Genomic DNA, 21112 nt, shown 5'->3' with positions numbered 1-21112 from the left:
GTGGGAGCGGGTTTACCCGCGAAAGGGCCGGCACAGGCGATACAAATGAAAACGCCCCGAACCAGTCGGGGCGTTTTCGTCTACCGCAGCAGCGTCTTACTTGCCTTCCCAGCGCTTGAGCACCAGGGTGGCGTTGGTGCCGCCGAAGCCGAAGCTGTTGCTCATGACCGTGTCGATCTTGGCGTTTTCTTCGGTCTTGCGCAGGATCGGCAGGTCGGCGACCTCCGGGTCCAGCTCGTCGATGTTGGCGGAGCCGGCGATGAAGTTGTTTTCCATCATCAGCAGGCAGTAGATCGCCTCGTGTACGCCAGCAGCGCCCAGCGAGTGGCCCGACAGGCTCTTGGTCGAGCTGATCTTCGGTGCCTTGTCGCCGAACACGGCGCGAACGCCCTTGATCTCGGCAACGTCACCGACCGGGGTCGAGGTGCCGTGGGTGTTCAGGTAGTCGATCGGGGTGTCGACGGTCGACAGCGCCTGCTGCATGCAGCGGATGGCACCTTCGCCGCTCGGGGCAACCATGTCGTAGCCGTCGGAAGTGGCACCGTAGCCGACGATTTCGGCATAGATCTTGGCACCACGGGCCAGGGCGTGTTCCAGCTCCTCGACCACCACCATGCCGCCGCCACCAGCGATGACGAAGCCATCACGGTCGGCGTCGTAGGCGCGCGAGGCCTGTTCCGGGGTTTCGTTGCGCTTGGTCGACAGGGCGCCCATGGCATCGAACAGGAACGACTGGCTCCAGTGCTCTTCTTCACCGCCACCGGCGAAGACGATGTCCTGCTTGCCCCACTGGATCTGCTCCAGGGCGGTGCCGATGCAGTGTGCCGAAGTGGCGCAGGCCGACGAGATCGAGTAGTTGATGCCCTTGATCTTGAACGGGGTGGCCAGGCACGCCGAAACGGTGCTGCCCATGGTGCGGGTAACGCGGTACGGGCCGACGCGCTTGACGCCTTTCTCGCGCAGGGTGTCCAGCGCTTCCATCTGGTTCAGGGTCGAGGCGCCGCCGGAGCCCGCCACCAGGCCGGTACGCGGGTTGGAAACCTGCTCTTCGGTCAGGCCGGCGTCCTTGATCGCGTCCTGCATCGCCAGGTAGGCGTAGGCGGCAGCGTGGCCGACGAAGCGGTAGACCTTGCGGTCGATCAGTTCTTCGAGGTTGAGGTCGATGGACCCGGAAACCTGGCTACGCAGCCCCATTTCCTTGTATTCCGGGTTGTAACGGATACCCGGACGGCTGTTGCGCAGGTTTTCGGTGACGGTAGCTTTGTCATTGCCCAGGCACGATACGATGCCCAGACCAGTGATAACGACGCGGCGCATGCGAATAACCCTTAGAAATTGTCAGTGGAGGTGAACACGCCGACCCGCAGGCCTTCGGCAGTGTAGATCTCGCGGCCGTCGACGCTGACCGAACCATCGGCGATGGCCATGTTCAGCTTGCCCTTCAGGACGCGCTTGATGTGAATGTTGTAAGTGACTTTCTTGGCTTCGGGCAGTACCTGGCCGAAGAACTTCACCTCGCCCGACCCCAGGGCGCGACCGCGGCCTGGCAGGCCCTGCCAGCCGAGGAAGAAGCCTACCAGCTGCCACATGGCGTCGAGGCCCAGGCAGCCCGGCATTACCGGGTCGCCTTCGAAGTGACAGGCGAAGAACCACAGGTCCGGATTGATATCCAGCTCGGCGACCAATTCACCTTTGCCGTACTTGCCGCCTTCTTCGCTGATATGGGTGATGCGATCGACCATCAGCATGTTCGGCGCGGGCAGTTGCGCATTACCTGGGCCGAACAGCTCACCGCGACTGCAGCGCAGCAGGTCTTCCCGAGTAAAGGCGTGTTGTTTGGTCATGCGAGCTCCTCAATAACCCCCTGCGGCAGGGGATGAATCTTCCCGACCGGCCCGAAACGCATCGCGTCCGGGGCGGCAGCCTACAGGTAGACTATTGCGTTGTGGTGAAAGTCACAGTGCGCCTGGTGAAAGAAGTACAGGTGTGCACTGAAACGTCTATTTTCAGGGCCGATGAAGGTCCTGTCCAGTGTTTAAGACTGCCGCACTTTAGCATTTATCGCCAGTCGCGGTTGTCTGACCGGGTAGCCAGCGCTGCAGTACCCGCTGCAGCTCGGTGCGGCGCAAGGGTTTGCTCAGGTAATCGTCCATGCCGGCGGCCATGCAACGCTCGCGGTCGCCCTGCAAGGCGTTGGCGGTCAGGGCGATGATCGGTAGCCCGGCGCCGTTGGGCAGTTGGCGGATACGCCGGGTGGCTTCATAGCCGTCCAGGTGCGGCAGGCGGCAGTCCATCAGCACGGCGGCAAAACGCTGCCGGCCGACCCGTTCGACAGCCTCCAGGCCGTCCTCGGCGGTGCACACCGCCAGCCCCAGGCTACGCAGCATGGCCTCGATGACACTTTGGTTGACCGGATTGTCCTCTACCAGCAGCACCTGATCGTTGTCGGCCATCGCCGGTGGCACAGCGCTTGGCAGCGTCAGCGAGACCGGGGCAGGGCTGGCCAGGGCCAAAGGCATCTCCAGGGTAAACGTGGAGCCCAGACCCTCACGGCTTTCGCCGCGCAGCTTGCCACCCATGCGTTCGGCCAAGGTGCGGGCGATCGACAGCCCCAGCCCGGTGCCGCCATAGCGGCGGGAAATCGAGCTGTCTGCCTGCTGGAAGGCGACGAACATCATTTCCAGGCGGTCGTTGTCGATGCCGATGCCGGTGTCGCGCACGCTGCAGGTCAGCCAGATCAGTTGCCGGTCGAGCACCTGCCAGCGCGCCTCGACCTGTACCTGGCCGCGTTCGGTGAATTTCAGCGCGTTGCCGACCAGGTTCAGCAGTATCTGGCGGATGCGCGTGGGGTCGCCATTCACCTGCAATTGCTCGATACCGGCCGGCAGTTGCAGGTGCAGGGCAAGGCCGCGCTGCTGGGCGCTGTGCTGGAACGACTGGACGCTGCTGGTGATCAGCTCACCCAGGTTGAAGTCGATGTGTTCCAGTTGCAGCGCGGCGCGCTCGATGCGCGAGAAGTCGAGGATGTCGTTGATGACCTTGAGCAGGTGCCCGGTGGACTCGCTGGCTACCGCGGTGTACTCGGCCTGTTCGTTGCTCAGCGGCGTGGTTTCCAGCAACTGCAGCATGCCCAGCACGCCATTCATCGGTGTGCGCAGCTCGTGGCTCATCATCGCCAGGAAGTCCGATTTGGCGCGGTTGGCCTGTTCGGCCTCTTCGCGGGCCTGGATCAGCTCGGCAATGGCCTGCTTCTGTTCATCGCTGGCCTGCTCCAGGGCGTGGGCCAGGTTATTGATGTGGCGCGCCAGGTGGCCCAGCTCGCTGTCATCGACCACCGGCAACAGGGTGTTGTACTCGCCTTGCTGGATGGCCTTGACCGCATGGCCCATGTCGCTGATCGGCTTGGCCAGGCTCAGGGCCAGGCGCCGCGCCAGCAAGAAGGTGAACAGCAGGGCGAACAGCGCGAGGATGCCGGCCTTGATCACGATTTCCTGCTGTCGCTGGCTGAAGGCGTCATCGGACATGCCGACGATCACCCGGCCCAGGTAGTCGTCGCCGATGGCCGGGGTGGTGGCCTTGCCCTGTTGCAGGAAGTCGCTGTCCAGGCGGATTTGCTGCAGGCGGATGGGCGCCTGGAACACTTCGACACGTTGCGCGCGGTTGGCGCTTTCGTCGGACTGCTCGACGTACACCAGGATGTGGTTGCGACTGTCCTGCACCTCGAGGAAGCGCACGTGGGGGATGCTGAGCGTGGCACGCATCAGGCCCTCGAGCACTTCGTTGTTGCCCGAGATCACCCCGTACTCCGAGGCTGGCGCCAGCTGGTTGGCGATCAGTTGCCCGGTGTGGTTCAGTTCCTGGCGCAGGTCCTGGATACGTACGAAGGTGAAGAAGCTGATCAGCAGCAAGGTCAGCAGCAGGGCAGGGCCGAGGCTGATGATCTGGGTGCGGGTGTGGATGTCCCAGCTCAGGCGCTTGCTCATGGGGTGGGTTCTCCTTCGGCCAGGGCCTTGGCGGCGGCGTTCGGATCGATCGGTTCAAGGCCCAGGGCACGTGCCACCTGCTGGTTGCCACTGACGCCGAAGCGTGCCGGGTACAGGCTACGCGGCCAGCGTGCCGGTGGCTGGTCGAGCAACTGGTCGAGCACCGCCAGCCAGTCGTCCTGGTCGCTGAAGGTGCTGGCCAGGGCGCCGGCGCGGACGAACCCGGCGTTCGGGCCGATCAGCGCCATCTGTCGGCCATAGCTGCTCAACAGCACGTTCTTCGCGGTCTTGGAGTTGTACAGGTTGGTGTCGTCCAGGCCCAGCAGCACGTCACTGTTGGCCAGCAAATGTTGCAGAGGACGGCTGTCGCGCGGGTCGGGCCAGTCCTGGGCAATGATCTCCAGGCCCAGCTGGTGGGCGGCATGGCGCAACTCTTCGAGCAGAAAACTACTGTGCTCACCGTACAGCACACCAATGCGCTGGGCCTGTGGCAGCAGGTAGCGCGCCAGGCGCAGCTGCCGGCCCAGCGGCGGGTCGCTCCACAGCAGGGTGAGGAACGCGGGACGCGACTTTCCCAGGCGTTGTTCAGCCTGTACCCGGCTGACCCGCATGGCCAGGGCCGGCGGGCCGGCGGTTTCCCCAAGGCGCCATTCCAGTGCGGCGTTGTCCAGCAGGATCAGGCGCAGGTCAGTCCTGAGCTTGCCCGGGCGTGGCAGGTCGGTGGTGGTCTGGAAATGCACATGATCCTGGGGCCGGCGGCTTTCCAGCGCAGCGACGAAACTGCGAATGCCGGGCTGGTCTTCCGCGCCTACCAACACGATTTCGCTGGCGGACAGCGGCCCCAATGGCCACAGACACAGCAGCAACAGGCGCAGCAGCAGGGCCATCAGAACTCCAGCTCCGCGCTGACGCTCAGGCGGTGGCGGCTGTCGAAGCGGTTCTGGATTGCCGTGGTCGGCTCATCGTCCAGGCGCTGTTGCCACAGCGCCGCCAGTTCCAGGTTGCTGCCATGCACCCGGAAACGCTTGGCCAGGCGCAGGTCCAGGCGCTCGTAGCGGTACTGGTTGAGCGCATCGTCGCCGTAATAGAACAGTGCGCTGGACCAGCCGTCGCCCCATTCGCGCATCCACCCGGCCGAGCCGCTGTTGCGGGCGCTGAGGCGGCGGTCGTTGGGGTTGCTGGCCCAGGCATCGACATAGGCGTAGGTCAGGCGCAGGCGGTCGCGCAGGGTCGGGCGCCAGTCCAGTTGCGCCTCGCTGCCGCTGAAGCGGGCCTTGTTGGCGTTGCTGGCGATGTACTGGTTGTTCTTCAGGGGCTCGCTGATCATTCCGGTGATCTCGTCATAGAACAGCTTCACATCCATGTTCAGGTCGATGTCGCTGAAGTAGCCGTTGTAGCCCAGTTCGCGCGAGCGCATGCGTTCCTGGTCGAGGTCGCCCGGGCCGCGGGTCTTGACGAAGTACTCGCCGTTTTGCAGGCCGAATGCGTTGGGGGTCAGGTTCTTGACCGTGTAGCTCCAGTTGATGTTGTTCTCGAACATGTCGGGCGAGCGTACCGCCTCGGAATACACCGCTCGCAGGCCATGGCGCGGGGTGATCAGGTAGTTGACCGCCACCCGCGGGGTCAGCGAGCTGCCGGACAGGCGCGAGTCCTCGAACATGGCGCCGCCCTGCAGGATCCAGTGCTCGTCGGCGCGCCACTCCAGCTGGCCGAACAGGCGCCAGGTCTGGTCGTCGATGCTGCCGTTGAAGTAGGTCTGCGAGTCGGCTCGATCATAGCGGTAGTTCATGCCGCTGAGCAGGCGCAGGCTGTCGGTCAGGCTCAGGGTGTCCTGGATTTCCAGGTCGTAGCGGGTTTCGCGGGTGCTCTGGTCGACGTCGCCGCAAACTTGCTGCTTGCCACCGTTTGCCCATTGCTGCTGGACCTTCTCCAGAAGCCCGCTCATGACGGGATCGTTGGTTGAAAGGGGGGCGCCGGTAGCAATGCCGCGCGCCACCTTTTCGGCGAAGTCAGGGTTCATTTGCCAGAGCTGGGTCAATTCCGGGCTGAACGACTGCAAGGCGTCACAGGCACGCCACACCTGCTGGCGGTCGAAATGCTGGGCCGAGCCCTGGATATAGAGGCTGTGCTCGGAACTGAAGTCCTTTGTCCAGCGCAACGAGCCGGCGTAGTCCTTGGCATTGACGTCAGCATTGTTACCGGCTTCGTATCTGGCGAACACCGGCTGATAGGTATACGGCCGCTGGTTACTGCCTTCCTTCGCCGCCAGTTGCCATTCCAGTGTCTGGTCGTGCGTCAGGTTGTGGCTGGCATTGAGGGTGAAGCGCGTCAGCCGGCGGCTGTCACGGTAGTCCTGGCCGAACTGGTTTTCGTCGAAGCCATCGTCCTGCTGGCCGGACAGCGACAGGCGCATGTCGCCGCCCTCCCAGCCGAAGCCGTGGCTGGCGTAGAAGTCGTTGATGCCATCCTGGCCGCGAGTCATCTTCAGCCGCGTGCCATGGCTGTCGGCGGGGTTGCGGGTAAGGATGTTGACCACCGCCATCAGCGCGTTGGCGCCGTAGCTGACGGTGTTGGGGCCGCGGAACACCTCGATGCGCTCGATGTCCTCCATGGCCAGGGGGATGTCGCTCCAGTCCACCGTGGCCAGGCCGGCGCGGTATACCGAGCGGCCATCGATCAGCACCTGCATGCGCCGGGCGTCGTTGACGTTGCTGCCATGGTAGTTGACCGTGGGTTGGTTGCCGGCGTTGTAACCCACCATCATGCCCGGCACCAGGCGCAGCAGTTCGGGGATGTCACGGGCACCGCTGGCGCGAATCAGCTCGCTGTCGAGCACGGTCATGCTGCCTGGCACTGCGGCCGGGGACTGTTTCAGGCGCGTGGCGGTCAGAACCTGCGGCAGGTCCGTGTTGTCGATGAACAGATCATCGGCCATGGCCGGGCCACCGAGCAGGGCGGTCAGTATGAGCAGGCGCGGGTACGGGGGCGTGCCAGGGAACACAAAGCGGCCTTGTATCAGGATTGAAACAGGCATGGTAACTGACCGTGGCGTATTTGCCAGTGATCTGCAGTACCCGTGATGGCCCTTTCGCGGGTAAACCCGCTCCCACAAGGACCGCACCGCTACTGAAGGCTTCGTTGTACCTGTGGGAGCGGGTTTACCCGCGAAGAGGCCAGTACTGACACTGGTTCTGTAGCAGGCGAGCCGTATAATGGCTGGGTCGCCACTTAACTTTTGGCTTTAACGGATTGGATATGACTGAACAGCAACCTGTTGCAGTTCTGGGAGGCGGCAGCTTCGGCACCGCCGTGGCGAACCTGCTGGCGGAAAACGGTGTGCCGGTGCGCCAATGGATGCGCGACCCGGATCAGGCCGAGGCCATGCGCGTCAATCGCGAGAATCCGCGCTACCTCAAGGGCATCCGCCTGCACGACGGCGTCGAGCCGGTCAGCGACCTGCTGGCCACCCTGCAGGCCAGCGACCTGGTTTTCGTCGCCCTGCCATCGAGCGCCTTGCGCAGCGTGCTGGCCCCGCATGCCGAGCTGCTGCGTGGCAAGGGCCTGGTCAGCCTGACCAAGGGCATCGAAGCGCAAAGCTTCAAGCTGATGAGCCAGATCCTCGAGGAAATCGCCCCCGAGGCGCGCATCGGCGTGCTGTCCGGCCCCAACCTGGCCCGTGAAATCGCCGAACATGCGCTGACCGCCACGGTGGTCGCCAGCGAGGACGAAAAACTCTGCCAGCAGGTGCAGGCCGTGCTGCATGGGCGTACCTTCCGCGTCTACGCCAGTGCCGACCGCTTTGGCGTCGAACTGGGCGGGGCGCTGAAGAACGTCTATGCCATCATCGCCGGCATGGCAGTGGCCCTGGGCATGGGCGAGAACACCAAGAGCATGCTGATTACCCGCGCCCTGGCCGAGATGACCCGCTTTGCCGTAAGCCAGGGCGCCAACCCCATGACCTTCCTCGGCCTGGCCGGTGTCGGTGACCTGATCGTCACCTGCTCCTCGCCCAAGAGCCGCAACTACCAGGTCGGCCACGCGCTGGGCCAGGGCCTGAGCCTGGAGCAGGCGGTCAACCGCCTGGGCGAAGTGGCCGAAGGCGTCAACACCCTCAAGGTGCTCAAGGCCAAGGCGCAGGAAGTGCAGGTGTACATGCCGCTGGTGGCGGGCCTGCATGCCATCCTGTTCGAAGGCCGCACGCTGAACCAGGTGATCGAGCACCTGATGCGTGCCGAGCCGAAGACCGATGTCGATTTCATTTCCATCAGCGGTTTCAACTGAGCCTTGAGCGGCTCTGACAACAGCAAGGAGCAACACATGAACGATACGCCCGAGCGCGCCCAGCGCGAGTCGATCATCCTGCGGGTCCTGTGGATGCTGGTGTTCCTGGTGGTCTGGCAGTTGGCCGAGCTGCTGCTCGGTGGCCTGGTACTGGTACAACTGATCTACCGTCTGGTGTACGGCGCCCCAAGCGCCAGCCTGATGAACTTCGGCGACAGCCTCAGCCAGTACCTGGCGCAGATCGGCCGCTTTGGCAGCTTCCACAGCGACCAGAAACCGTGGCCGTTCGCCGACTGGCCGGCACCGCGTGCCCCGGAAGGCGAGGCCCCGCACGCCGTGGCCCCGGCCCCGCACCCGGTGCGTGATGAGGAGCCCAAGCTGTGAAACTATGGGTGCTGCGCCACGGCGAAGCGGAGCCGCGGGCCAACAGCGATGCCGAGCGCCGGCTGACCGCCCACGGCCGCGAGCAGGTGCTGCACAGCGCCGCCCGCCTGCTGGGGCAACCGTTGCAGGCGATCATCGCTAGCCCTTACGTACGTGCCCAGCAAACGGCCGCCCTGGTGCATGACACCCTGGGCTTCGCCGAGCCGGTGCGCACCGTGCCCTGGCTGACGCCCGACACGGATGTGCAGCAGGTCATCGGCGAAATCGAGCGCCTGGGCCTGGAGCATGTGCTGCTGGTCAGCCATCAGCCGCTGGTGGGTACCCTGGTCGGGGTGCTGGAGCATGGCCACCAGCAACACCCGGCGGGCATGAGCACGGCAAGCCTGGCGGAGCTGGACGGGGACTGGCCGTTGGCTGGGCTGATGACCCTTCGGGCGATCAACTCGCCGGCGTGAACCCACGGGGCCGCTGCGCGGACAGGTACCGCCCACGCCCTGAACGGTGGGAGCGGCTTTAGCCGCGAACACCGGCGCAGCCGGTGCCATGCACCGTGTTGGATTCTTCGCGGCTAAGGGCGCTCCCACAGGGTTCGCGGATTGCTTGCGAACTCAGTTATCTACGCGACAGCGCAGCCCAAAGGGCTGCGATCTCCCACAAGCCTGACCTGATAGCCCTCGCCGATGACCTTTCCGGACGTTGCCGAACCGCCCCGGGATACCGACAATGGGCCATCATCCCCGATCCGGACCCGGTGCCATGTCGCAGCAGATCTTCTTCGCCCATGCCAACGGTTTCCCCTCGGCCACCTACGGCAAGCTGTTCGCTGCCCTGGCACCGGACTATCAGGTGCAGCACCTGGCCCAGCACGGGCACGATCCGCGCTTTCCGGTGGACGACAACTGGCAGAGCCTGGTCGACGAACTGTTGCACCACCTGGCCCGGCAGGACCAGCCGGTATGGGGTGTCGGCCATTCGCTGGGCGGGGTGTTGCACCTGCATGCCGCCTTGCGCTGCCCCGAGTACTACCGCGGCGTGGTGATGCTCGACTCGCCGGTGCTCACCCGCGCCGACCAGTGGCTGCTGCGCACCGCCAAGCGCTTCGGCTTCATCGACCGCATCACCCCGGCTGGCCGCACCCTGGGGCGCCGCGAAACCTTCAATGACCGCGACAGCGCCCGGGACTATTTTGCCGGCAAGTCACTGTTCCGCCATTTTGACCCCGACTGCCTCGATGCCTATATAGAGCACGGCCTGCAGGCGAAGGAGCAGGGGCTGCAGTTGCGCTTCGACCCGGCCACGGAAATCAGCATCTACCGCAGCATCCCGCATACCAGCCCTGCACCTGCGCGGCAGTTGCAGGTGCCACTGGCCATGGTTCGCGGCGAGCGCAGCAACGTCATTCGCCACCACCATACCCTGGCCGTGCGCGGTATGCCCAAGGGCGAATACCACAGCGTACCGGGTGGGCACATGTTCCCGCTGGAGCGGCCAACCGACACCGCCAGCCTGATCAAGGGCCTGTTTGACCGCTGGAGCCAGGCATGAGCACGCAGGTCGAGGAAGTCCGCCTGAGCCTGGGCCATATCGAACTGGCGGCGCACCTGTTCGGCCCTGAGGACGGGTTGCCGGTGATCGCCCTGCATGGCTGGCTGGACAACGCCAACAGCTTCGCCCGCCTGGCGCCGCAGCTCAAAGGCCTGCGCATCGTCGCCCTGGACCTGGCCGGGCATGGTTACTCGGAGCACCGGCCGCTCGGCGCCGGCTATGCCTTGGCCGATTACGCCCATGACGTGCTGCGGGTGGCCGAGCAGTTGGGCTGGCAACGTTTCGCCCTGCTGGGCCATTCGCTGGGGGCAATCATTTCGGTGCAACTGGCTGGTGCGTTGCCGGAGCGGGTCAGCCATCTGGCCCTGATCGACGGCGTCATCCCGCCGACTGGCGCCGAGCAGGACGCCGGTGAGCGGCTGGGCATGGCCCTGCAGGCCCAGTTGCGCCTGGATGGCAAGCGCAAGTCGGTGTACACGACACTGGAGCAGGGCGTGCAGGCGCGCATGAAAGGCATGGTCGCGGTCAGCCGCGAGGCAGCCGAGCTGCTGGCCCAGCGTGGCCTGATGCCGGTGCCTGGTGGCTACAGTTGGCGCAGCGACAGCCGCCTGACCCTGCCTTCGCCAGTGCGCCTGAGCGAGGCCCAGGCCATGGCCTATGTGCGCCGGGTCAGTTGCCCGGCGCGCCTGGTAGTGGCCGCCGATGGCATGCTGGCGCGCCACACCGGGTTGCTGGAGCAGCTACCCTTTGAGCAGGTGACGCTGCCCGGTGGCCATCACCTGCACCTGAACGATGAGCAGGGCGCGGCCCTTGTCGCAGACTGTTTCAATCGCTTCTTTGGCTTTGCTTGACTTGCACCGGACAAGTGTCGAGGCTTGGCGGGTTGAACAGGGAGACAACCATGCAACTGCCAGACATCCTGGAGCTTCACCTCGGCGCTGAGCGCCGCCTGGGTCGCCAATGAGCGCGCCTGTAGCCATCCGTAATGCCTTCGCTGCCTGCCTGGTGTTCGCCAGCCCCGTGCTGTGGGCCGGTAGCCTGCCGGTACCGGTGGACGCCAAGGTGGTCGACCAGCGCCCGGCCGTCGAGCAGGAGCGTGTCTACCCCATGGGCCCGCTGCGCAAGATCAGCGGCCGACTGCGGGTCGAGGACAAGGTCGAAAGCCGCGGCCAGGTCAGCTCGGTCACCTATGAACTGCCGGTGGAACGTACCGCCCGCGAATCCTTCACCAGCGCTCGCGAAGCACTGCAGCGCGACGGCGGCTACCCGCTGTTCTGGTGCCAGGGCCGCGATTGCGGCGAGGCCAGCCTGTGGGCCAATGATGTGTTCGGCAATGCCCGCCTCAACGGCGGCGACGAGCAGCAGGCGTTCATCCTGCTGCGCCGCTCGGCGGAGCAGGCCGACACCCTGGTCGCGCTGTACAGCGTCACCCGCGGCAACCGCCGCGCCTACCTGCACGTGGAAGAGTTCGTCGCCGGCAGCCCGCTGGGCGAACTGCTGCCGACCGCCGCCACGGTGCTGCGGGAAATGCGCGATACCGGCAAGCTCGACTACCCTGACCTGGCCGCGCCGCAAGACACCTGGGCGAACCTGCTGGCCCGCAGCCTGAACCTCGACAGCACCCTGCGTGCCAGCCTCAGTGGCGCCCAGGCAGAAGCCTGGCGCGAAGCGCTGGTCAAGGCGGGGGTACGCAATGGCCGCCTGGAAGTCGGTAGCGCGCCTACCGACGGCCTGCACCTTGAACTGATCCGTTGAACGAGCACCACCATGGCTAACAATGACCGCATGCTGGTCCAGATTCTGCTGCTGGCGCTGCTGGGGGCCGGCCTGTGGGTAATGGCACCTTTCATTTCAGCGCTGTTGTGGGGGGCCATCCTGGCCTTTGCCAGCTGGCCGTTGATGCGCTTGCTGACGCGTGTGCTGGGCGGGCGAGAAACCCTGGCGGCAAGCCTGCTGACCAGCGCCTGGATCCTGATCGTGGCGCTGCCGCTGGTGTGGCTGGGGTTCAACCTGGCCGATCACATTCGCGATGCGACGGCATTCGTGCGTGACGTGCAGGTGGACGGCCTGCCCGATGCACCGGCCTGGCTGGGCGGCATCCCGTTCGTTGGCGAGCGCCTGGTCAGCTGGTGGCAATCGCTGGACCAGCAGGGCGCAGCCTTGCTGGCGTCGGTCAAACCGCACCTGGGGCAGGTGGGCAACTGGTTGCTGGCGCGCAGTGCGCAGATCGGCAGCGGCGTGCTGGAGCTGACCCTGAGCCTGGTGTTCGTGTTCTTCTTCTACCGCGACGGCCCACGCCTGTCGGCATTCGTCCTGCGCTTGTTGCACCGCTTGATGGGCGACCGCGGCGAGTACTACCTGGAACTGGTGGCCGGTACGGTGCAGCGAGTGGTCAACGGGGTGATCGGTACGGCCGCCGCGCAGGGCGTGCTGGCGTTGATCGGCTTCCTGATCGCCGGTGTGCCCGGGGCCATCGTGCTGGGCCTGGTCACCTTCATGCTCAGCCTGATCCCCATGGGCCCGCCACTGGCCTGGATCCCGGCCACCGGCTGGCTGGTATGGAAGGGCGAGTACGGCATGGCGGTGTTCCTGGGGGTTTGGGGCACCTTCATCATCAGTGGCGTGGACAACGTGCTCAAACCGTACCTGATCAGCCGTGGCGGCAACCTGCCGTTGGTGATCGTGCTGCTGGGCGTGTTCGGCGGTTTGATTGCCTTTGGCTTCATTGGCCTGTTCATCGGGCCGACCTTGCTGGCTGTCGGTTACAGCCTGCTGTTGGACTGGAGCCGCAACGCGGCGCAGCAGCCGCCCCAGCGGTAACCTGTACTGGCCTCTTCGCGGCGGTTCGATGCCTCGAAGAGGCCGGTACCGACAACCGAAAAGCCTGATCTTTACACCTTCTTTATTCCCATCCCCACCCCCCGATCTCGCCCCTTTACGCCCCTCCCTCGGACAATTTCCCCAAAGCGGCCCAAGCCGCACCACGGGGAGAACCACACATGAACATGCTTGACGGGCTGTCACTGCTGCTGGCAGTGGCATTGGCGTTTTATCTGCTGGTGGCGCTGCTGCGCGCCGATCGCAGCTAGGGAGCGGCCATGCACAGTTACGACTTCGCCTTGCTCCTGGCATTTTTCGCCATCGTGCTGCTACCGGCACCCTGGCTCGGGCGGTTCTACTTCAAGGTCATGGAAGGCCAGCGCACCTGGCTGTCGCCCGTGCTGGGCCCGGTCGAGCAGGCCTGCTACCGGCTGGCAGGCGTGCGTGCCGGCCAGGAACAGAACTGGCAGCAGTACACCCTGGCCCTGCTGGCCTTCAACCTGGCCGGGTTACTGCTGCTGTTCACGGTGCTGCTGTTACAGGGCTACCTGCCATTCAACCCGCAGCATCTGCCCGGCCAGGAATGGTCGCTGGCGTTCAACACCGCGGTCAGCTTCGTCACCAACACCAACTGGCAGGCCTACAGCGGTGAGGCGTCGGTCAGCTACCTGAGCCAGATGCTCGGCCTGACCGTGCAGAACTTCGTCAGCGCTGCCACCGGCCTGGCCGTGCTGGTCGCGCTGTGCCGTGGCATTGCCCGGCGCAGCGCGACGACACTGGGCAACTTCTGGGTCGACATGACCCGCGCCACCCTCTACGGCCTGCTGCCGCTGTGCCTGCTGCTGGCATTGTTGCTGGTGTGGCAAGGTGTGCCGCAAACCCTGGCCGACTACGCCCACGCGGTCACTCTGCAAGGCACCGAACAGACCATCCCGCTGGGCCCGGCCGCCAGCCAGATCGCCATCAAGCAACTGGGCACCAATGGCGGTGGCTTCTTCGGCGTCAACTCGGCGCACCCGTTCGAAAACCCCACGGCCTGGAGCAACCTGTTCGAGGTGGCTTCGATCATCCTCATACCGGTGGCGCTGGTGTTCACCTTTGGCCACTACGTGAAGGACCTGCGCCAGAGCCGCGCCATCCTCGCCTGCATGCTTGCCCTGTTCCTGATCGGCGGCAGCACGGCGTTGTGGTCCGAGCACCAGCCCAACCCGGCCCTCGAGAGCGCGCAGGTACAGCAAAGCGCCCCCATGGAGGGCAAGGAAAGCCGCTTCGGTACCACCGGTTCGGTGCTGTGGACGGTGACTACCACGTCTGCCTCCAACGGTTCAGTCAATGCCATGCACGACAGCCTCAACCCGCTGACCGGCATGGTGGCAATGGTCAACATGATGGTCGGTGAGGTGATCTTCGGCGGCGTTGGCGCCGGGCTGTACGGCATGCTGCTGTTCGTGCTGATCGCAGTGTTCCTGGCAGGGCTGATGATCGGCCGCACCCCGGAATACCTGGGCAAGAAACTGCAGGCACGCGAGGTGCAGTTACTGGTGGCGACCCTGCTGGTGATGCCGGTCGGCGTGTTGGTGCTCGGCGCCATCGCCGCCAGCCTGCCAGGCCCGGCGGGTGCGGTCAGCAACCCGGGTGCGCATGGCTTCAGCCAGCTGCTGTACGCCTACACCTCCGGTACGGCCAACAACGGCTCGGCCTTCGCCGGCTTCGGTGCCAACACGGTGTTCCACAACCTGATGATCGGCCTGGCCATGCTTGTCGGCCGCTTCGGCTACATCCTGCCGGTGCTGGCCTTGGCCGGCAGCCTGGCGGCGAAGAAAAGCGCGCCCCAGGGCCTGAACAGCTTCCCCACCCATGGCCCACTGTTCACCGGCCTGCTGCTGGTCACCATCCTGCTGGTCGGTGGCCTGACTTTCCTGCCAACCCTGGCCCTTGGGCCGATCGCCGAACACTTGAGTCTGGGTTTTTGAGGACCGACCATGAACATGCCCATTCCTGAAGTACAAGCCCGGCACAGTGCCAAGGACCAGACCCGCTTCGCCGCGTTGTGGCGCCCGGCGCTGGTGCAGGCATTCGTCAAGCTTGACCCGCGCCAGCTCAAGCGCTCGCCGGTGATGCTGGTAGTCGCCCTGACTGCTGTGCTGACCACTGTCCTGTGCTTTTCCCCTGGCAGCGGTGTGAGCACCGGCGTTGCCGTGCAGATCGCGCTGTGGCTGTGGTTCACCGTGCTGTTCGCCAACTTCGCCGAGGCCCTGGCCGAAGGCCGTGGCAAGGCCCGCGCCGACAGCCTCAAGGCCGGCAGCCAGGGCCTGACCGCCCAGCGTCGCAAGCGCGATGGCAGCTACGAGACAGTCGCGGCCAGCGCGCTGCGCAAGGACGATGTGGTGCGCGTGGTGGCCGGCGAAATGATCCCCGGTGATGGCGAGGTGCTTGAGGGCATCGCTGCGGTCAACGAGGCCGCCATTACCGGCGAGTCCGCGCCGGTGATCCGCGAATCCGGCGGCGACCGCTCGGCAGTGACCGGCAACACCCGGCTGGTTTCCGACTGGCTGTTGATCCGCATCACCAGCAACCCGGGCGAATCGACCCTCGACCGCATGATTGCCCTGGTCGAAGGCGCCAAGCGGCAGAAGACCCCGAACGAGATCGCCCTCGACATCCTGCTGATCGGCCTGACCCTGATCTTCCTGATCGTGGTGGTAACCTTGCAGCCGTTCGCCCACTTCGTGGGTGGCAGCTTGCCGCTGATCTTTCTCGCTGCGCTGCTGGTGACGCTGATCCCCACCACCATCGGCGGCCTGCTGTCGGCCATCGGTATCGCCGGCATGGACCGGCTGGTGCGGTTGAACGTTATCGCCCGCTCGGGCCGCGCGGTGGAAGCGGCCGGTGACGTGCATACGCTGATGCTCGACAAGACCGGCACCATCACCTTCGGCAACCGCCGTTGCAGCGCGCTACACGCCGCACCGGGCATCACCCCCCGCGAGCTGGGGGAGGGCGCCTTGCTGGCCTCGCTGGCTGACGACACCGCCGAGGGCAAGTCGATCGTCGAGTACCTGCGTCAGCTTCACGACTTCGTCGAACCGTCCGCCGGGCAGTTCGAGGCCGTGGCCTTTAGTGCCGAGACGCGCCTGTCGGGCATCGACTTGCAGCAGCACCGCTACCGCAAGGGCGCCGTTGATGCCGTACTGGCGTTTGTCGGCATGCAACGCCTGGAAATGCCACAGGCACTGGCCCGTGAAGTGGAGCGCATCGCCCAGAGCGGCGGTACACCATTGCTGGTGTGCCTCGACAAGCGCCTGCTCGGCGTGATCCACCTCAAGGACGTGGTCAAGCCCGGCATCCGCGAGCGCTTCGCCGAACTGCGCAAGCTGGGCATCCGCACGGTGATGGTGACCGGCGACAACCCGCTGACCGCTGCCGCCATCGCCGCCGAGGCCGGCGTGGATGACGTGTTGGCCGAGGCCACGCCAGAGAAGAAGCTGGCACGCATCCGCCAGGAGCAGAATGAAGGCCGCCTGGTGGCCATGTGCGGCGACGGTGCCAATGACGCCCCGGCTCTGGCCCAGGCTGACGTGGGCATGGCCATGAACGATGGCACCCAGGCTGCGCGCGAGGCGGCCAACATGGTCGACCTGGACAGCGACCCGACCAAGCTGCTGGACGTGGTGCAGGTCGGCAAGGAGCTGCTGGTGACCCGCGGTGCGCTGACCACCTTCTCCATCGCCAACGATGTGGCCAAGTACTTCGCCATCCTGCCGGCGCTGTTCGCTGCCATCTACCCGCAGTTGGGCGTGCTCAACCTGATGCACCTGGCCAGCCCGCAGAGTGCGATTTTGTCGGCCATCGTGTTCAACGCGCTGATCATCATCGTGCTGATCCCGCTGGCGCTGCGCGGTGTGCGGGTGCAGGCGGCCAGTGCGGCGCACCTGCTGCGGCGCAACCTGTTGATCTACGGGCTGGGCGGAATTGTCGTGCCGTTTGCCGGGATCAAGCTGATCGATCTGCTGCTCAATGCCCTGCACCTGGTCTGAGGAGGCCATCATGAATGCTTATGTACGCCCGGCGTTGAGCCTGGCCCTGTTGATGACCCTGGTGACTGGCGTGCTGTATCCGCTGGCAGTGACCGGTATTGCCCAGGTCGCTTTCCCGAGCCAGGCCAACGGCAGCCTGGTGCGCGATGACCATGGCCAGGTGCGCGGTTCGGCGCTGATCGCCCAGGACTTCCAGGGTGATGGCTGGTTCCACGCACGGCCATCGGCGGGCGCCTACGCCACCGTGGCCAGCAGCGCCAGCAACCTGTCGCCGAGCAACCCGGCGCTGGCCGAGCGGGTCAAGGGCGATGCGGCTGCGTTGTACCAGGCGCAGCAGGGGGCGGTGCCCCAGGCGCTGCTGACCACCTCGGGCAGCGGCCTCGACCCGCACCTGCCGCCGGAGGCCGTGGCCTACCAGATCCCGCGGGTGGCGGCGGCACGGCAACTGCCGGTAGAGCGCTTGCAAGGCTTGCTGGAAGAGGCCACCCTCCACCCATTGGTCGGCCCGCCGGTGGTCAATGTGCTGGCCTTGAACCAGGCACTTGAGCATCTGGGCCACTGATATCGGGGCCGCTTCGCGGCCCTTCGCGGGCTTGCAAAGCAGGCCCAGCGAGGCTGCAGGACGCCGCCACATCAAAGGATGAAAGATGAGTGACTCCGCCCGCGCAGACGCGCTGTTGGCTACCCTCCCGCGATCCGGTCGGGGCCGGTTGAAGGTGTTCCTTGGCGCCGCCCCCGGCGTCGGCAAGACCTTCGCCATGCTCCAGGCCGCCCACGCTCAGCAACGCCAGGGTGTGCAGGTGCTGGCCGGGGTGGTGGAAACCCATGGCCGCGCCGAAACCGAAGCCCTGCTCGGCGGCCTTCACCAGCAGCCCCTGCTGCGCAGCCAGTACCGCGGCGTTACCCTCGAGGAAATGGACCTTGACGGCCTGCTCAAGGCCGCCCCGGCCCTGGTGCTGGTCGACGAACTGGCCCACACCAATGCGCCCGGCAGCCGCCACGCCAAACGCTGGCAAGACGTACAGGAACTGCTGGCCGCCGGCATCGATGTGTACACCACGGTCAACGTCCAGCACCTGGAAAGCCTCAACGACAAGGTCCGCGACATTACCGGCGTGCAAGTGCGCGAAACCCTGCCGGACTGGGTGCTGCAGGAAGCCTTCGAGCTTGTGCTGATCGACCTGCCACCCCGTGAGCTGCTCGAACGCCTGCGCGAAGGCAAGGTGTACGTGCCCGAGCAGGCGCGGGCCGCCATCGATGCGTTCTTCTCGCAAACCAACCTCACCGCCCTGCGCGAGCTGGCCATGCAGACCGCCGCCGCGCAGGTGGATGCCGACCTGGCACACGGCTATCGCCAACGCGGCCAGGAAGCGCCCGCCCTGCGTGGGCGCTTGCTGGTGGGCGTGGATGGCGACGATCAGGCGGAGCGCCTGGTGCGTCATGCCAGCCGTGTGGCCCAGCGCCGCCACCTGCCTTGGAGCCTGGTGCATGTAGACAACGGCCGCCTGCGCGACGAAACTGCGCGCCAGCGCCTGCAAGCTGCCCAGCAACTGGCCGAACGCCTGGGCGGGGAGGTGGTGGTGCTGCGCGCCGGCGAAGTGGTACGCACGCTGATCCAGCACGCCGCCGAGCGGCGGGCCAGTCTGGTGCTGGTCGGGCAGTCTCGCGACCGTCTGCGCCGGCGCCTGTTTGGTGCCGGCGTGGCCACGCGGCTGCTGCGTGAAAGCCACGGCCTGGAAATCAACGTGCTGGACCGCGACGTGCAGCCGCAAGCGCCGCGTTCGGCGGTGCGGCGGGTGTGGGTCTGGCGCCATTACCTGCTGGCACTGCTGGCCACGGTCATGGCTGCAGGCCTGGCCTGGGCGGTGTCGAGTGTGCTGGCCCTGCCCAACATCTCGCTGGTGTTCCTGGCCGCGGTGTTGCTGGTGGCGGTGCGCAGCAGCCTGGGGCCTGCGCTGGCTTGTGCGGTGCTGTCGTTCCTGGCCTACGACTTCCTGTTCATCCCGCCCAACCTGTCGTTCAGGATCCAGCGCGAAGAAGACGTGCTGACCCTGGTGTTCTTCCTGTTGATGGCCGCGCTCACCGGCAACCTGGCCGCCCGCCAGCGCCGCCAGTTGCAGGCACTGCGCGAGACCCAGGCGCAGACCAGCCAGCTGCTCGACCTTTCGCGCCGGCTGACCGTGGCCACCGACCGCCAGGCGGTGTTCAACGCCGCCGGCCAGCACCTGGACGGCTGGCAGGACATGCAGGTGTGCCTGCTGGAGCGCAATGTCGAAGGCCAGTTGCAGGTGGTCAGCGGCGAAGCCCATGCCTTTAGCGATAATGAGCGCGCGGCCGCAGAGTGGGCCTGGCAGCACGTCCAGGCCGCCGGGCATGGCAGCGACACCCTGCCCAATGGCCGCTGGTGGTGGTGGCCGCTGGCGGTGGATGAACAGCCCCTGGCATTGCTCGGTGTGCGCCCACGCTCCGACCAGCCGCTCAGTGACCCGCGCCGGCGCCTGCTCACCGCCCTCGGTCAGCCACTGGCCCAGGCCCTGGCCCGCGCCCGCCTGGCCGAACAGCTGGAGGCCGCGCGCCTGCATGGCGAAACCGAGCAACTGCGCAGCGCTTTGCTCGCCTCCGTTTCCCACGACTTGCGTACCCCGCTGACCGCCATGCGCGGCAGCATCGACAGCCTGTTGGCGTTGGGCGAGGCGATTCCCGCTGCAGACCGACGCGAACTGCTGGAGGGCACCCGCAACGAGGCCGAACGCCTCGACCGCTACATCCAGAACCTGCTCGACATGACCCGCCTTGGCCACGGCGGCCTCAAGCTGGCCCGCGACTGGGTGGCCCCGGCGGACATTGTCGGCAGCGCGCTCAACCGCCTGCGCGTGGTGCTGGCACCGCTGCGCGTGCATACCGATGTGCCGGCCGAGCTACCGTTGCTGTTCGTGCATGCGGCGTTGATCGAGCAGGCGCTGGTCAACGTGCTGGAAAATGCCGCGCGCTTTTCGCCAGGCAATGGCCGGCTGGAGCTGCAGGTGTCGGTGCACGACACCCAGTTGCGCTTCGCCGTCAGCGACCAGGGCCCCGGCATTCCCGTGGCCGACCGCGAAAAGATCTTCGACATGTTCTACACCGCCGCCCGCGGCGACCGCGGTGGGCAGGGCACCGGCCTGGGTCTGGCGATCTGCCAGGGCATGATCGGCGCCCATGGCGGGCAGATCCTGGTGGGCGAAGGCATCGATGGCCAGGGCACCAGCATCACTTTATGCTTGCCGCTGCCCCCTCAACCTGAAGCCGAAAGTGATACCCCATGAGTCAGTCCGCTACCCTCCTGGTCATCGACGATGAACCGCAGATCCGCAAATTCCTGCGCATCAGCCTGGCCTCGCAGGGCTACAAGGTGCTCGAGGCCGGCACCGGCGCGGAGGGACTGGCCCAGGCCGCTTTGGGCAAACCGGACCTGGTGGTGCTCGACCTGGGCCTGCCGGACATGGACGGCCAGCAGGTGCTGCGTGACCTGCGCGAATGGAGCGCGGTGCCGGTGATGGTGTTGTCGGTACGCGCCAGTGAAGTGCAGAAGGTCGATGCGCTGGATGGCGGGGCCAATGACTATGTGACCAAGCCGTTCGGCATCCAGGAGTTTCTGGCGCGGGTACGTGCCTTGCTGCGCCAGGTGCCGCAGGCTGGTGGCTCGGAAGTGGCGGCCAGCTTTGGGCCGCTGATGGTGGACTTTGCCTTTCGCCGGGTGACCCTGGATGGCGTGGAAGTGGCGCTGACGCGCAAGGAGTATGCGCTGCTGGCGCAACTGGCCGGGCACCCGGGGCGGGTGATTACCCAGCAGCAGTTGCTCAAGGATATCTGGGGGCCTACCCATGTGGATGACACCCATTACCTGCGGATTGTGGTCGGGCATTTGCGGCAGAAGCTGGGGGATGACCCGACGGCGCCGCGGTTCATCATCACCGAGGCAGGGGTGGGGTACAGGCTGGTGGCGCCTGCTGCATAGTCCGGGTTCACGCTCCCACAGGGAGGGTGCAAACCCAGGAAGCCTGAGCAGTACAGTTACTCTCGCAA

At 65.9% G+C, this 21112-nt stretch carries 18 protein-coding genes; 13 read left to right on the top strand and 5 right to left on the bottom strand.

Translation table 11 applies throughout. The annotated features are described in order from the left end of the window. Positions 1 to 96: 96 nt before the first annotated feature. From fabB to A4C63_RS11115, 5 genes are all read right to left on the bottom strand, one after another. On the bottom strand, positions 97 to 1317 hold the full coding sequence (gene fabB / locus A4C63_RS11135; RefSeq protein ID WP_013973429.1) for a beta-ketoacyl-ACP synthase I: 1221 nt from the start codon (positions 1315 to 1317) through the stop codon (positions 97 to 99). An 11-nt stretch (positions 1318 to 1328) separates the two neighbouring features. Then, on the bottom strand, positions 1329 to 1844 hold the full coding sequence (gene fabA, locus A4C63_RS11130; RefSeq protein WP_003251509.1) for a 3-hydroxyacyl-[acyl-carrier-protein] dehydratase FabA: 516 nt from the start codon (positions 1842 to 1844) through the stop codon (positions 1329 to 1331). A 207-nt stretch (positions 1845 to 2051) separates the two neighbouring features. Then, positions 2052 to 3983: an ATP-binding protein gene (locus A4C63_RS11125; protein WP_063912708.1), complete on the bottom strand. Its 1932-nt coding sequence runs from the start codon at positions 3981 to 3983 to the stop codon at positions 2052 to 2054. Further along, complete coding sequence (locus A4C63_RS11120; protein ID WP_063912707.1) at positions 3980 to 4870, bottom strand: ABC transporter substrate-binding protein; 891 nt, start codon at positions 4868 to 4870, stop codon at positions 3980 to 3982. The genes A4C63_RS11125 and A4C63_RS11120 overlap by 4 nt, the downstream gene beginning before the upstream one ends. After that, positions 4870 to 7017 carry a TonB-dependent siderophore receptor gene (locus A4C63_RS11115; RefSeq protein ID WP_172827512.1) on the bottom strand — a complete coding sequence of 716 codons (2148 nt, stop codon included), beginning with the start codon at positions 7015 to 7017 and terminating at the stop codon, positions 4870 to 4872. Before A4C63_RS11115 ends, A4C63_RS11120 begins: the two co-directional genes overlap by 1 nt. Before the next feature lie 221 nt (positions 7018 to 7238). On the opposite strand from A4C63_RS11115, the gene A4C63_RS11110 reads away from it, so the two are divergent. The 13 genes from A4C63_RS11110 to A4C63_RS11050 all read left to right on the top strand — a co-directional run bounded on the left by A4C63_RS11110 (position 7239) and on the right by A4C63_RS11050 (position 21044). Continuing rightward, on the top strand, positions 7239 to 8264 hold the full coding sequence (locus tag A4C63_RS11110) for an NAD(P)H-dependent glycerol-3-phosphate dehydrogenase (RefSeq protein ID WP_063912705.1): 1026 nt from the start codon (positions 7239 to 7241) through the stop codon (positions 8262 to 8264). A 36-nt stretch (positions 8265 to 8300) separates the two neighbouring features. Beyond that, the gene (locus A4C63_RS11105) at positions 8301 to 8648 is read left to right on the top strand and encodes a DUF4389 domain-containing protein (protein ID WP_027592856.1); all 348 of its coding nucleotides are present in this window, start codon (positions 8301 to 8303) and stop codon (positions 8646 to 8648) included. Further along, the gene (gene sixA, locus A4C63_RS11100; RefSeq protein ID WP_063912704.1) at positions 8645 to 9103 is read left to right on the top strand and encodes a phosphohistidine phosphatase SixA; all 459 of its coding nucleotides are present in this window, start codon (positions 8645 to 8647) and stop codon (positions 9101 to 9103) included. Before A4C63_RS11105 ends, sixA begins: the two co-directional genes overlap by 4 nt. 301 nt (positions 9104 to 9404) lie before the next feature. After that, entirely contained in the window at positions 9405 to 10193 is a 789-nt protein-coding gene (locus A4C63_RS11095) for an alpha/beta fold hydrolase (protein WP_063912703.1), read from the top strand. Further along, positions 10190 to 11044 (top strand): alpha/beta hydrolase, encoded by an 855-nt coding sequence (locus A4C63_RS11090; RefSeq protein WP_063912702.1) that lies wholly within the window; start codon positions 10190 to 10192, stop codon positions 11042 to 11044. The genes A4C63_RS11095 and A4C63_RS11090 overlap by 4 nt, the downstream gene beginning before the upstream one ends. Positions 11045 to 11153: 109 nt before the next feature. Next, on the top strand, positions 11154 to 11948 hold the full coding sequence (locus A4C63_RS11085) for a DUF4892 domain-containing protein (protein WP_063912701.1): 795 nt from the start codon (positions 11154 to 11156) through the stop codon (positions 11946 to 11948). Positions 11949 to 11960: 12 nt separating this feature from the next. Further along, entirely contained in the window at positions 11961 to 13013 is a 1053-nt protein-coding gene (locus A4C63_RS11080; RefSeq protein WP_063912700.1) for an AI-2E family transporter, read from the top strand. A gap of 179 nt (positions 13014 to 13192) precedes the next feature. Then, positions 13193 to 13282, top strand: coding sequence for a K(+)-transporting ATPase subunit F (gene kdpF / locus A4C63_RS11075; protein ID WP_003251485.1), 90 nt, complete (start codon positions 13193 to 13195; stop codon positions 13280 to 13282). A gap of 9 nt (positions 13283 to 13291) precedes the next feature. Then, on the top strand, positions 13292 to 14986 hold the full coding sequence (kdpA, locus tag A4C63_RS11070) for a potassium-transporting ATPase subunit KdpA (protein WP_063912699.1): 1695 nt from the start codon (positions 13292 to 13294) through the stop codon (positions 14984 to 14986). A gap of 9 nt (positions 14987 to 14995) precedes the next feature. Further along, on the top strand, positions 14996 to 17050 hold the full coding sequence (gene kdpB / locus A4C63_RS11065; protein ID WP_063912698.1) for a potassium-transporting ATPase subunit KdpB: 2055 nt from the start codon (positions 14996 to 14998) through the stop codon (positions 17048 to 17050). Positions 17051 to 17060: 10 nt separating this feature from the next. After that, entirely contained in the window at positions 17061 to 17612 is a 552-nt protein-coding gene (kdpC, locus tag A4C63_RS11060) for a potassium-transporting ATPase subunit KdpC (RefSeq protein WP_063912697.1), read from the top strand. Between the two features lie 85 nt (positions 17613 to 17697). Then, the gene (locus A4C63_RS11055; RefSeq protein ID WP_063912696.1) at positions 17698 to 20352 is read left to right on the top strand and encodes a sensor histidine kinase KdpD; all 2655 of its coding nucleotides are present in this window, start codon (positions 17698 to 17700) and stop codon (positions 20350 to 20352) included. Further along, complete coding sequence (locus A4C63_RS11050; protein ID WP_063912695.1) at positions 20349 to 21044, top strand: response regulator; 696 nt, start codon at positions 20349 to 20351, stop codon at positions 21042 to 21044. Before A4C63_RS11055 ends, A4C63_RS11050 begins: the two co-directional genes overlap by 4 nt. Positions 21045 to 21112: the final 68 nt, after the last annotated feature.

The sequence above is a fragment of the Pseudomonas sp. p21 genome, from assembly GCF_001642705.1.
In the GTDB taxonomy this organism is placed as follows: Bacteria; Pseudomonadota; Gammaproteobacteria; order Pseudomonadales; family Pseudomonadaceae; genus Aquipseudomonas.
Note: the sequence above shows the minus strand (reverse complement) of the source record. Positions and strands in the feature narration are given on the sequence as shown.

Bases quoted from the DNA above. Each gene is read 5' to 3' on its own strand.
- fabB (WP_013973429.1), bottom strand. From the start codon at position 1,317: ATGCGCCGCGTCGTTATCACTGGTCTGGGCATCGTATCGTGCCTGGGC.
- fabA (WP_003251509.1), bottom strand. From the start codon at position 1,844: ATGACCAAACAACACGCCTTTACTCGGGAAGACCTGCTGCGCTGCAGT.
- A4C63_RS11125 (WP_063912708.1), bottom strand. From the start codon at position 3,983: ATGAGCAAGCGCCTGAGCTGGGACATCCACACCCGCACCCAGATCATC.
- A4C63_RS11120 (WP_063912707.1), bottom strand. From the start codon at position 4,870: ATGGCCCTGCTGCTGCGCCTGTTGCTGCTGTGTCTGTGGCCATTGGGG.
- A4C63_RS11115 (WP_172827512.1), bottom strand. From the start codon at position 7,017: ATGCCTGTTTCAATCCTGATACAAGGCCGCTTTGTGTTCCCTGGCACG.
- A4C63_RS11110 (WP_063912705.1), top strand. From the start codon at position 7,239: ATGACTGAACAGCAACCTGTTGCAGTTCTGGGAGGCGGCAGCTTCGGC.
- A4C63_RS11105 (WP_027592856.1), top strand. From the start codon at position 8,301: ATGAACGATACGCCCGAGCGCGCCCAGCGCGAGTCGATCATCCTGCGG.
- A4C63_RS11095 (WP_063912703.1), top strand. From the start codon at position 9,405: ATGTCGCAGCAGATCTTCTTCGCCCATGCCAACGGTTTCCCCTCGGCC.
- A4C63_RS11090 (WP_063912702.1), top strand. From the start codon at position 10,190: ATGAGCACGCAGGTCGAGGAAGTCCGCCTGAGCCTGGGCCATATCGAA.
- A4C63_RS11085 (WP_063912701.1), top strand. From the start codon at position 11,154: ATGAGCGCGCCTGTAGCCATCCGTAATGCCTTCGCTGCCTGCCTGGTG.
- A4C63_RS11080 (WP_063912700.1), top strand. From the start codon at position 11,961: ATGGCTAACAATGACCGCATGCTGGTCCAGATTCTGCTGCTGGCGCTG.
- kdpF (WP_003251485.1), top strand. From the start codon at position 13,193: ATGAACATGCTTGACGGGCTGTCACTGCTGCTGGCAGTGGCATTGGCG.
- kdpA (WP_063912699.1), top strand. From the start codon at position 13,292: ATGCACAGTTACGACTTCGCCTTGCTCCTGGCATTTTTCGCCATCGTG.
- kdpB (WP_063912698.1), top strand. From the start codon at position 14,996: ATGAACATGCCCATTCCTGAAGTACAAGCCCGGCACAGTGCCAAGGAC.
- kdpC (WP_063912697.1), top strand. From the start codon at position 17,061: ATGAATGCTTATGTACGCCCGGCGTTGAGCCTGGCCCTGTTGATGACC.
- A4C63_RS11055 (WP_063912696.1), top strand. From the start codon at position 17,698: ATGAGTGACTCCGCCCGCGCAGACGCGCTGTTGGCTACCCTCCCGCGA.
- A4C63_RS11050 (WP_063912695.1), top strand. From the start codon at position 20,349: ATGAGTCAGTCCGCTACCCTCCTGGTCATCGACGATGAACCGCAGATC.